This is a genomic window from Pseudomonas sp. TWI929, from assembly GCF_039673335.1.
Lineage (GTDB): Bacteria > Pseudomonadota > Gammaproteobacteria > Pseudomonadales > Pseudomonadaceae > Aquipseudomonas.
On record NZ_JBDJLK010000123.1, the window covers coordinates 1 to 11,462 of the forward strand.

General features: G+C 63.4%; 10 protein-coding genes and 1 pseudogene. 4 read left to right on the forward strand and 7 right to left on the reverse strand.

Annotated elements, in window-relative coordinates:
* Positions 1 to 168: thiamine pyrophosphate-binding protein (locus ABE456_RS26855; protein WP_254171103.1), on the reverse strand; the 168-nt coding region annotated here is incomplete at its 3' end.
* 185 nt (positions 169 to 353) lie between these two features.
* Here ABE456_RS26855 and ABE456_RS26860 point away from each other — a divergent pair.
* Entirely contained in the window at positions 354 to 1,235 is an 882-nt protein-coding gene (locus ABE456_RS26860) for a LysR family transcriptional regulator (protein WP_012272224.1), read from the forward strand.
* Between the two features lie 444 nt (positions 1,236 to 1,679).
* Entirely contained in the window at positions 1,680 to 2,864 is a 1,185-nt protein-coding gene (locus tag ABE456_RS26865; protein ID WP_346646623.1) for an MFS transporter, read from the forward strand.
* A 42-nt stretch (positions 2,865 to 2,906) separates the two neighbouring features.
* On the opposite strand, the gene ABE456_RS26870 is transcribed toward ABE456_RS26865, so the two are convergent.
* The 4 genes from ABE456_RS26870 to ABE456_RS26885 form a co-directional block, all read right to left on the reverse strand.
* Positions 2,907 to 4,073 (reverse strand): M20 aminoacylase family protein, encoded by a 1,167-nt coding sequence (locus ABE456_RS26870; protein WP_346646624.1) that lies wholly within the window; start codon positions 4,071 to 4,073, stop codon positions 2,907 to 2,909.
* Between the two features lie 14 nt (positions 4,074 to 4,087).
* On the reverse strand, positions 4,088 to 5,716 hold the full coding sequence (locus tag ABE456_RS26875) for an APC family permease (protein WP_346646625.1): 1,629 nt from the start codon (positions 5,714 to 5,716) through the stop codon (positions 4,088 to 4,090).
* A gap of 71 nt (positions 5,717 to 5,787) precedes the next feature.
* Positions 5,788 to 6,999 (reverse strand): diaminopropionate ammonia-lyase, encoded by a 1,212-nt coding sequence (locus ABE456_RS26880; RefSeq protein ID WP_346646626.1) that lies wholly within the window; start codon positions 6,997 to 6,999, stop codon positions 5,788 to 5,790.
* Between the two features lie 79 nt (positions 7,000 to 7,078).
* Positions 7,079 to 8,329: a Zn-dependent hydrolase gene (locus tag ABE456_RS26885; protein WP_346646627.1), complete on the reverse strand. Its 1,251-nt coding sequence runs from the start codon at positions 8,327 to 8,329 to the stop codon at positions 7,079 to 7,081.
* A 165-nt stretch (positions 8,330 to 8,494) separates the two neighbouring features.
* Between ABE456_RS26885 and ABE456_RS26890 the strand changes: the two genes are divergently transcribed.
* Complete coding sequence (locus tag ABE456_RS26890; RefSeq protein WP_346646628.1) at positions 8,495 to 8,962, forward strand: Lrp/AsnC family transcriptional regulator; 468 nt, start codon at positions 8,495 to 8,497, stop codon at positions 8,960 to 8,962.
* A gap of 145 nt (positions 8,963 to 9,107) precedes the next feature.
* On the opposite strand, the gene ABE456_RS26895 is transcribed toward ABE456_RS26890, so the two are convergent.
* Positions 9,108 to 10,373 carry an ATP-binding protein gene (locus tag ABE456_RS26895; RefSeq protein ID WP_346646629.1) on the reverse strand — a complete coding sequence of 422 codons (1,266 nt, stop codon included), beginning with the start codon at positions 10,371 to 10,373 and terminating at the stop codon, positions 9,108 to 9,110.
* Positions 10,370 to 11,071: a response regulator transcription factor gene (locus ABE456_RS26900; RefSeq protein WP_346646630.1), complete on the reverse strand. Its 702-nt coding sequence runs from the start codon at positions 11,069 to 11,071 to the stop codon at positions 10,370 to 10,372. The genes ABE456_RS26895 and ABE456_RS26900 overlap by 4 nt, the downstream gene beginning before the upstream one ends.
* A 196-nt stretch (positions 11,072 to 11,267) precedes the next feature.
* Between ABE456_RS26900 and ABE456_RS26905 the strand changes: the two are divergent.
* Positions 11,268 to 11,462: pseudogene (locus tag ABE456_RS26905) on the forward strand (outer membrane assembly protein); the annotation flags it as partial.

Below are 11,462 nucleotides of genomic sequence, written 5' to 3' on the forward strand. Positions count from 1 at the left end.
GGCAGCCATGAAACCTGCAGACTGCTCATGGCGGGTCAGTACCAGCTTGATCTTCGACTTGCGCAGGGATTCGAGCAGGTCGAGGTTTTCCTCACCAGGAATGCCGAACACATACTCGACACCTTCGTTTTCCAGGCATTGCACAACGACATCGGCGGCCTTGGCCATTTGGGGTACTACCTCAAAATCTTTGTGGGATTGCAGATTTATTAAGCTGCGTGACTGAGATGTTGCAGGATGTCTCAGTGGCGCGCATCGTAGGCCCTCTGGTTAATAATAATAAATATATTGTTATGATGCTTAGCATCACAGTTCGTTATGAATGCAACTGGCATGAAAGGTAATACCCCTCGATGAACCTCAAGGCATTGCGTTGCTGTGTCGAAATCGTCCGGCAAGGCAGCTTCACCAAGGCTGCGCAGCACCTGCACATTGCCCAGCCGGCGCTGAGCATGGCCGTTACCCGGCTGGAAGAAGAACTGGGCGTGACCCTGTTCAACCGCACCACGCGCAAAGTGATCCTTACCGCCGAGGGCGAGCAGTTCCTGCCGCGTATTGCCTCGGCCTTGCGCGAAATGGACGTTGCCCGGCAAGAACTGCGCGACATGGCCGACCTGAAGCGCGGTGAAGTGCGCCTGGGCATCCCACCCATGTTCGGCCTGCACTACGTGCCCGGGTTGATGAACGCCTTCCGCCAGTTGTACCCAGGCATTGCCATGACCGTGTTCGAAGGCAGTGCCGAAGATATTGGCCACCGCCTGGAGCAGCGCGAAATCGACCTGGCGCTGCTGGAGTCCCGGCGTGTGCCGCCGGACAAGGAATCGATCCTGCTGGGCAGCGACGAGATGCTGGCGTGCATGCACCCCGACCATCCGTATGCCGGCAAGGCCTTCCTCACCGCCGAAGACCTGCGCAACACCGATATGGTGGTATTTGACAGAACCTTCGTGCAACGCCACCTTCTTGACGCGTTCTTCGCCGAACATGGAATCACCTACCAGGTGGCGCTACAGAGCAACTTCGTCTCGCTGGTGGTGCAGGCGGCGCTGGACAACATGGGCGTGGCAACCCTGCTGCGCTCGGTGCAGCAGCGCACACCGGGCATCGTCGGTGTGCCGTTCCGGCCGGCGCAGCAGATGAGTTTCAGGTTGTGCTGGCGCTCGGGAGAATACCTGTCGCTGGCCAGCAAACGCTTTATCGACTTTGCCGCGCAAACCCATTACCTTGAGCGTTGATACCAGCCTGTACCGGCCCTTTCGCGGCTGAAGCCGCTCCCACAGAGATTGCGCTGGCTTTGACAAGCTGAAAGATGCTTGCTAGAGCGGTTATTTCATTTTCATTAGGCAGCTAATCAAGCTATCCTCGCCCGCGCCAGAACAATTTCAAGGAGCCGGCATGAAGATCGAAATAGTACGCAATGAGCAGGACGCAGGCTGCAGGGTAATCATCGACGGGCACCCCGTGTCGTTCGCTGACATCCATCACGCCCAAGCCTACGTGGACCAGCTGTAATCCCGTCTTCAAGCCGCTCCAGAGGCGTTCGCCAACCCAGAACCCGTCTGAACCCGGCAGACACGTGAGGAAGCCGCTCAGCTTCCTCGACGTTGCAGTCACAGATTGACTATGATCCCGACTTGAACGTTTCAGCATGTTTCAGGCATGCCTCAATAGGGATACAGATGTCAGTCCAGGAATTACCCCCTCTCCCCAGTAAAAGCACCGTCGCCAAGATGGAAGCCGCCATGGCCTTGGGCAGCTTTGCCATTGGCACCGGCGAGTTCGCCATCATGGGCCTGATGCCCGACATCGCCAGCAACCTGCAATTGAGCGAGCCGCAGGTGGGCCACGCCATCAGCGCCTATGCGCTGGGGGTAATGGTCGGCGCCCCGACCCTGGCGATTCTCGGTGCCAAGCTGCTGCGCAAACACATGTTGCTGCTGTTGATGCTGCTGTATGCCCTGGGCAACCTGGCCACCGCCTTCGCTCCCTCGTTCAGCGGCCTGGTCGCCTTCCGCTTCATCAGCGGCCTGCCCCATGGCGCCTATTTCGGCATTGCCGCAGTGGTGGCATCGAGCATGGTGGCCAAGGATCAGCGAGCCGGTGCCGTTGCCCGGGTGATGATGGGCCTTACCTTGGCCATGTTGCTCGGTAACCCGGTGGCCACCTTCCTGGGCCAGTTCTTCGGTTGGCGCTCGGCGTTCGTGCTGGTCGGCGCGATCGCCCTGTGCACCATCGCCCTGGTCTGGCGTTTTGTGCCGCAGCGTCACGATGAAGTGCGCAGCGACCCGCGCAAGGAACTGCAGGCTTTCACGCTTCCACAGGTGTGGATGGCGCTGGCTATCGCCTCGATCGGCTTTGCCGGCATGTTCTGCGTGTTCAGCTACCTGGCGCCAACCATGCTGCAGGTGACCCAGGTGTCGCCGCAGTGGATTCCGTTTGGCCTGGCGGCGTTCGGTGTGGGCGGGATCGTCGGTAACATTGCTGGCGGCAAACTGTTCGACCGTTTGCAGTTCCGCGCGGTAGGGCTGGTGCTGGTGTGGTCCATTGCCGTGCTGTTGTTCTTCACTTTTGCTGCACAGGCGCTGTGGACCCTGCTGTTGGGCATTGGCCTGGTCGGCACCATGATTGCGCTGGCGGCGCCGCTGCAGATCCGTTTGATGGACATTGCCCATGAAGCGCCGAGCCTGGCGGCAGCGTCGAACCATGCGGCGTTCAACCTGGCCAATGCGCTGGGGCCGTGGCTGGGGGGTATGGCAATTACCGCGGGTATGGGCTGGACCAGCACCGGGTATATCGGTGCGGCGACGGCGTTGGTCGGGTTAGGGATCTACCTGGTGGCGCGGCGGATGAAGGGCGGGCATTGAGATAGCATCAAGGGGGCTGCTTCGCAGCCCCCGGTTCAAAGATCAACGCGGCAGGCTGACCCGCACCAGCTCGGCAAAATAGCGGGCCCCGGTCGCCAGGATCGCATCGTTGAAATCATACGCCGCGTTATGCAACGGCGTGGCCCCCGCCTCTCCCTCGGCACCATTACCGATGAACACGAAGTTACCCGGCACCTGCTGCAGGAAAGCGCCAAAGTCTTCAGAAATCATCATCGGCATTACTTCGGCATTCACCGCCTGGGCGCCCACCACATTACGTGCTGCCGTCACGGCGATGTCCGTGTTCGCCGCCCAGTTCACCGTTGGCGCGAACTCGTGGCTGTACTCGAAGCGGCAACTCGCACCGTGCAACTGGCAAATGCCCTCGCTGATCTCGCGCATACGCCGCTCCAACAAGCGTTGCACGTCGGGGCTGTAGCTGCGGGTATCGCCCTTGATGGTGACGTGGGTCGGTATCGCATTGCGGATGCCATCGGTAATGAACTCGGTGCAGGAAACCACCGCCGACAGGCTCGGGTCGACATTGCGCGCAACGATGGTCTGCAAGGCCAGCACGATCTCGGCACCGATCACCAGCGGGTCGATGCCCATGTGTGGCCGAGCGGCATGGGTGCCCTTGCCCTGGATGTGAATGACGAAGTTGTCCTCGCTGGCCATGATCCCTCCGGCCCGCGTAGCGATATGGCCGGCCGGCATGCCTGGCATGTTGTGCGCGCCATACAGCGCATCGACCGGGAAGCGTTCGAACAGCCCATCGGCCATCATCGCCTTGGCCCCGCGGCCATGTTCTTCGGCTGGCTGGAACACGAAGCGCACGGTGCCGTTGAAGCCCCGCTCGCGGCACAACAGGTCGGCAGCGCCCAGCACCATCGCCATGTGCCCGTCATGGCCGCAGGCGTGCATCTTGCCGTGGTTGCACGAGGCGTGCGCCCGCCCTTGTGCCTGCTCGGTGATGTTCAGGGCATCCATGTCGGCACGCAGGCCGATCACCCCTGGGCCGTCACCGACGCTAAGGCTGGCGACCAGGCCAGTGCCGCCGATGCCGCGGTGCACCTGCAAGCCAAAGCCGGCCAGGATGCTGGCGACGTGTTCGGCGGTGTCGAACTCTTCGAAACCGGTTTCCGGGTGGCGGTGAAACGTGTGCCGCCACTGCTTGAGGCGCTGCTCGAATGTAGGGTCGTTGCTCATGCTTGTTGCTCCTGTTACTGGGCCAACGACGGGCGTTGATCGGAAGGTTGGGCCTCATCGGCGGGCACCTGGCCCTGCCAGATGACGCTTTCGCTCAGGTACGGGGTGCGGTAGCCGCTGCCTACCCCCAGGCGGTAGAAGGCGAAGGCAACGGCGGCCACCACGGCCATGTCCAGGCCCTCCGGCAGCACACCGATGCCGCCAAAGGCCTCGCTGCCCAGCCACGACACCAGCGCCATCGCTGGCAGATAGCCGATCAGCCAGGCGGCGGCGCGCAGCTCGCGTGCGAACCCCGCCCAGCCAGCCTTGGCTTGGTAGTAGAAGTAGATGGGCAAGGCACCGATCACCAGGATGATCACCTGACCGGTCAGCGGCCAACGGGCCCAGTACAGCACCAGCGAGGCGCAGATGAAGGCAAACGGCGCGATGATGCCCATGCCCTTCAGGCGCAGCGGGCGATGGATTTCCGGTGCGGTGACGCGCAGCGACATCAGGCTGATCGGCCCGGTCAGGAACGAGATCACCACGGCCACCGAGATCACCGCGGCCAGTACGCCCCAGCCACGGAAAAAGAACAGGAAGACAAAGCTCACTGCCAGGTTCAGCCACATTGCCTGGCGCGGCACGCCATACAGCGGGTGCAAGTTGCCGAAGATTTTCGGCAGGGTGTTGTTCTTCTCCATCGCATAAATCATGCGCGCGGTGGTGGCGGTGTAGATCGAGCCAGTGCCCGAGGGGCTGACGAAGGCATCCAGGTACAGCAGCATGGCCAGCCAGTTCAGGTTCAGCGCCAGCGCCAGTTGCGCCAGCGGTGAATCGAAGTTCAGCGTGTGCCAGCCTTCGGCGATGCTCGCCGGGCTCAGCGCGCCAATGAAGGCCACCTGCAACATCACGTAGACCACCAGCGCGATCAGCACCGAACCGACCAGGGCAAACGGAATGCTGCGCCCGGGGTTGCGTGCCTCGCCGGCAAGGCTGACCGGGCTCTGGAAGCCGTTGTAGCTGAACACGATGCCACTGGCGGCCACCGCCGTGAACACCGCCGACCAGCCATACGGCGCGAAGCTGGCCAGCGTGCCGTCGCCGAAGTTTTCGCTGTTAAACTGGGTCGAGATCAGCGCAACGGCAGTCAGTGCCGGCACCACCAGCTTGAACACGGTAATCGCCGTGTTGGTCTTGACGAACAGCTTTACGCCCCAGTAGTTAAGCCCGAAGTACACCAGCACCAGGCCGGCACTGGCCAGCAACCCACTGTGGGTCAACTCGCCCTGATGCACCAGCGCCTGGGCCCACGGGAATTGCCAGGAGGCCATGTACTGGATCGAGGCAATCGCTTCGATGGGAATCACCGAAACGATGGAAATCCAGTTGGCCCAGGCCGCCAGGAAACCCACCAGCGAGCCGTGGGAGTAACGCGCATAGCGCACCATGCCACCCGATTCAGGGAACATCGCGCCCATTTCCGCATAGGTCAGGGCAATCGCCAGTACCACCACCGCACCGATCACCCAGGCCAGGATCGCCGCCGGCCCGGCGATGGCCGAGGCATGCCAGGCGCCGAACAGCCAGCCCGAGCCGATAATGGAGCCAAGGCCGGTCAGCATCAGCGACCAGGGGCTGATGTCACGTTTGAGTTTGTTCATGCAATCTCCGCTTGTTTTTCTTGTGGGGGAGCTGACGCAGGGCCGGGGGTTTCCCGGCCCTGAAGGGTGGATCAGGCGCGTGCCCAGGCCCGCTGGCGGGCCATCACCGAGGCGGCCGATTCGCCTAGCAGTTCGGCGTATACGCCCGGGGCGGTGGCGCCTTCGGTGCTGATGAAGAGCACCCGGGCATTGCCGTCGAGGCCAAGGTCAGCGGCTGCGCCAGCACCCTTGACCAGCTGCACCAGGCCGGCCAGGCCGGCGACGCTGGACTCACCGGCCACCAGCGGAATGTCGCGAGCGCTGCCCGCCGCCAGGCGGCGCATGGCAGTAACGGCCTGGTCGTCGGTAATGGTCATGAAGTAATCAACGCTCGGCTCAAGGAAGCGCCAGGCCAGTGGAGAAGTCTCGCCACAGGCCAGGCCGGCCATTACCGAATCCACCGAACCAGTCGCCTTGGCCGGCTTGCCGAGCAAGGCGCTCTGGTACAGGCAGTCCGCCTGCTCGGGCTCGACCATGACGAACAGCGGGCGCTGTTCACCAAAGTGCTCCCACAGGTAGCTGACGATGCCGGCTGCCAGGCCGCCTACCCCGCCCTGCAGGAACACATGGGTGAACGGCGGCTGCCCGGCCGTGGCTTCGATGATTTCTGCGGCGATGGTGCCGTAGCCCTGCATCACGTCACGCGGGATCACCTCATAGCCTTCATAGGAAGTATCCGAGACCACGGTCCAGCCATTGCTGGCCGCAAGCTCGGCAGCGTGCTCGACCGACTCGTCGTAGTTGCCGGCAATACGCACGATCTTCGCACCATAGGCGGCGATGGCCTGCTCGCGCTCGATGCTGACGTTGGCATGCAGCACGATCACGCAGCGGCAGCCGATGCTTTGCGCCGCCGCCGCCAAGCCCTTGCCATGGTTGCCATCGGTGGCGCTGACTACGGTGAAATGGCCCAGCAGGTCGGCATGGCGGCCCTCCAGCAAACCACGCGGGTCAAACTGCTGCTCGGGGAAAGTGCGCAGGATCAGGCGAACCAAGGCGATCGGCGCACCCAGGGCCTTGAAACTGCCCAATTCCGAACGTACCGATTCGTCCTTGACCGAGAGCTGGGCAACACCCAGTTCGGCGGCCAGGTCGGGCAAGGCATACAGCGGCGTGGCCCCGACACTCAACCGCGACCAGCCGGCCAGCCACTGGCGGCTTTGCTCTGCCTTGGCGATGCTCATCACCTCTTGCAACGCTTGCGGGTATGGCTGGCGGCCAGCCTTGGGGTTGGATACAAACATGCGGCACTCCTTTCTACAGGCAACAGGAAGCCCGTGCCGCCGCAGCCAGGCTGCAGCGGGCGGGGCTTTACAGTGGGGATCAGGCGTGGGTCAGGCGGCGGCTCACCACATCCAGTAGCACCTGCGCGCCCTGGATCAACTGGTGGTCATCGGTATGCTCGCGCGGGTTGTGGCTAATGCCGCCCTGGCTGGGCACGAAGATCATCGCCGCCGGGGCGATGCGGGCAATCATTTGCGCGTCGTGGCCGGCGCCAGAGGTCATGCGTCGGTGGCTGAAGCCAAAACGCTGCGCCGAGGCTTCGATGGCATCAGCCAAGCCTGCGTCGAACATCACTGGCTCGAATCGCACCAGGCGTTCAGTACTAATCGTGACCCCTTCGCGCTCGGCCAGCTGGTCCAGATACTGGCCCAGGCGCTTTTCCGCATTTGCCAGGCAGGCTTCATCCGGGTCGCGCAGGTCAACAGTGAAGGTGGCCTTGCGCGGGATCACGTTAATCACATTCGGCTCGAACTGCATGCAGCCGACCGTGGCCAGGGTGGTGCCGGAGTCCACGGCCATGGCGCGCAGCTCGGCAACGATGGCGCTGGCGACAAAGCCGGCGTCATGGCGCAGGTGGGTCGGCGTGGTACCAGCATGGTTGGCGTGGCCCTTCACCTCCACCTGCTGCCAGGAAATGCCTTGCAGGTTTTCCACCACGCCAATCAGGGTGTGCTCGGCTTCAAGAATCGGCCCCTGCTCGATGTGCAGTTCAAGGTAATCGTGCGGCACGATAGCCCCTGGCTCCAGCGTGCCGGCATAACCGATGCGCGCCAGTTCATCGCCCAGCCGCGTACCGTCGGTGCCGAGGGTATCCAGTGCCTGCTGCAGCGGCAGGCCGCCAGCGTATACCAGTGAACCCATCATGTCGGGCTGGTAGCGCACCCCCTCCTCGTTGGTAGAAGCGCCGACTGTGATCGAACGCTCGGGCAAGCGCCCGGCATCGCGGTAGGCGCGGATCACCGCCAACCCGGCCAGCACGCCATAGCAGCCATCCAGGGCACCGGCGTTGGTGACGGTGTCGATGTGCGAGCCCATCATCAGCGGGCGCTGGTCGCCGCTGTCACCAGGTGCTCGCAAGGTGCCGAAAATATTGCCGATACGGTCGACCTGCACATCGAGGTCCAGCTCGCGCATCCAGCCGACCAGCAGGTCGCGCCCGGCTTTTTCGGCATCGGTCAGTGCGATGCGGGTGCGCCCGCCGTGCGTGGCATCAGCGCCTACCTGGCCGAGTTCACGGATCTGCTGTAGCAGCAAAGGGCCGTTCAGTTGCAGTGGAGTACTCGCATTCATCAACCGTTTCTCCCTGGGTGTACAGCCATGGCAACACACCGGTGTTTTTGTTCATGGGAGAATTTTATTCGCTCGCGCCGTAAGAAAATCTTGATTTTTGGCCTTTGCATGCACTTCTATTACGTTTTCGCGGCATTTAGCGCTGTTCATTAACGGAGACCCTTCATGCCCCTCGATCACTTCGACCTGGCCCTGCTCGATGCCGTGCAACGCGATGCCGGTACTTCCCAGCTGGACCTTGGTGCGCAGGTAAACCTGTCTTCGGCGGCGGTCAATCGGCGGCTGAAGAAGATGGCCGCCGACGGCGTGATCCGCGGCACCGTGGCGCAGGTGAACGCGGAGCAGCTGGGTTACACGCTGACCGTGATCACCGAGGTAGAAGTGGAGAACGAGCGGCTTGACCTGCTGGACGAGATGAAGCGCACTTTCCTCGCCTGCCCGCAGGTGCAGCAATGCTACTACGTAGCCGGGGAATGCGACTTCGTGCTGATCATGCTGGTGCGGCACATGGAGCAGTACACCCAGCTGACCCGCGAGCTGTTTTTCGAAAACAATAACGTCAAGCGCTTCAAGACGCTGGTGTCGATGAGCAATGTGAAGACGGGCATGTTTGTGCCAACCCTTACGGATTAAGCTGCCTGTAATGGCCCCATCGCCGGCAAGCCATGTGCAGTACCTGTGGGAGCTGGCTTGCCGGCGATGGGCTGCGCAGCAGCCCTGGTCTCGGACGAGGTAGCGCGATTGCAGGCGCCCTACGTTCCGCACGCAGTGGCCGGCTTCAAGTAGCGCTGCCCTGCGGCAGCTCGATGCGTACCCGCAAGCCGCCACTGGCCGCAGCCATTGCAGTGATGTTGCCGCCGTGCAGGGCAATGGCCCGCTGGGCGATCGCCAGGCCCAGGCCAAAGCCGTCACCGTTGCTGTCAGTGCCACGGTCGAACGGCTCGAAGATGCGCTGCAGGCGCGCCGGGTCGACGCCCGGGCCATGGTCGCTGACGTTGACCTGCAAACCTTGCCCGCCAGCGGCCAAGGCGGCCTCCACCAATACCCCGGTGCCGGCTGCTGTGTAGCGCACGGCGTTGCGGATGATGTTCTCGAACGCCCGGTACAGCAGCTCTTCGTGACCATGGATGAGAAACGCACCCTGGGCCTGCAAGGACACTTGGCACTGCTTCATGCCAGCCTCGAAACGGGCGTCTTCGACGATCTGCGCCAGCAGCTCAACCACATCCACGCTGGCAAAGTCGCTGTTGCCCTGCCGGGACTGGGCGCGGGCCAGGGTCAACAACTGCTCGATGAGGTCGTCCATGCGCCGCGACTCGCGCTCGACCCGCTCCAGCATGTCGTGCCGGTCGGGCTGCTGGCGCATCAGGCCGATGGCGGCATGCATGCGGGTCAGCGGTGAACGCAGTTCGTGGGAAATATCATGCAGCAGGTTCTGCTGCGCCTGCACCAGGGCCTTGAGCTGGCCCGCCATGCGGTCGCAGTCTTCAGCCAGTTCGACGATCTCGTCGCGGCGCTTGCCCAGCCGCGGCCTTACCCGCACATCGAAGCGGCCCTGGGCGACCTGGCCCATGGCCTCACGCAGCCAGGCCAGCGGGCGAGTCAGGTACAGGCTGCACAACAGCGCGAACACCGCGCTCATCAGGGCGCCTGTCACAAATGGGCCCAGGTTGGGTGGGCGTGGTGCCATACCCACACGGGTGGCCACCGAAGCACGCAGCACCAGCGGGCGGCCGTCGCGGTCGATCAGTGCCTGCTCGAAACGGGCCGTGTGCACCGTGCTGCCCGCCAACAAGCGGCCTTGATCGTCGTAAAGGCCCACCTGCACATCCGGCGGCTGTGGCGACACGTCCAGTAATTGCTGGCCGGCCCGCTCGCCATGCCGTTCGAGCATTTGCAGCTCGGTGGCCAGCAGCGAACGCAGCCCGGGGGTGTCGCCGCGCATGTCATTGAGCATGAAGGCACCCGCCCCCACCAGGAAGGTCAGGGTGTTGGCCAGCCAGAACGCCAGAAAAAGCTTCCAGAACAGGCGCCGGCGCATCATTCGACGATCAGCATGTAGCCCATGCCGCGCACGCTCTGGATCCAGCTGCTACCGTCGGCACGCGGGCCGAGTTTTTGCCGGATGCTGCTGACGTGTACGTCGATGCGCCGGTCGTAACGGGTCAGCGGCCGGCCCAAGGCATTGAGTGACAGGTCCTGCTTGCTGACCAGCTGGCCAGCCTGGCGAGCCAGCGCCTCAAGCAGGCTGAACTCTGAGCCGGTCAGCTCCAGCGTGGCTGTGCCCCAGTGCGCCTCGCGCCGGCCCGGCCACATTTTCAATGCGCCACTGCGCACCTGGTCCGGCGCCTCGGGTGCACTGGCTTCACCCATCAGGTGTGGCTGCACGCGGCGCAGTATCGCCCGCAGGCGTGCCACCAGTTCGCCGGGGGAGCTGGGCTTGGGCACATAGTCATCAGCCCCCAGCTCAAGGCCGGCGATGCGGTCGATGTTGTCGCCGCGGGCGGTCAATAGCAGCACCGGCACCTGGCTGCGCGCACGCACGCGGCGCAGCACTTCGATGCCCGAGATACCCGGCAACATCACATCCAGCACCACCACCTGGTAATGGCCGGACAGCGCCTGGGTCTCGCCCTCTTCGCCGCTGCCCACGGCCGTGGCCTGGAAGCCTTCGCGGGCCAGGTACAAAGAGAGCATTTCAGTCAGTTCGCGGTCGTCGTCGACCAGCAGCACAGGGATCATCAGGGCCAGATATCGCAATTGCAGGGGCGTTAATGATCACCCCGCGCGCGGGCACTGTCACCGCCGCCCGGTCGGACTTTACACATCTTTACCCTCGGCTAACCGCGCCGTACACAGCCCGCCCTTATCCTCATCGCCCGCTGCATGCGGGTTGCCCGCGCTTGCCCCCTCCGAATCCGCTTGTCTGGAACCCCCGATGAACTACCCGCGCCTGATGCTCTCCATCCTGTTGCTGCAAGCCACACTGGCCCAGGCCTCACCGTTCAGGATCGCCGACATTCGCGTCAACGGCCTGCAGCGGGTTTCCGCCGGCAGTGTCTTCGGTGCCTTGCCGCTGAACGTCGGCGACCAGGCCGATGACCGCCGCCTGGTCGACTCTACCCGTTCCCTG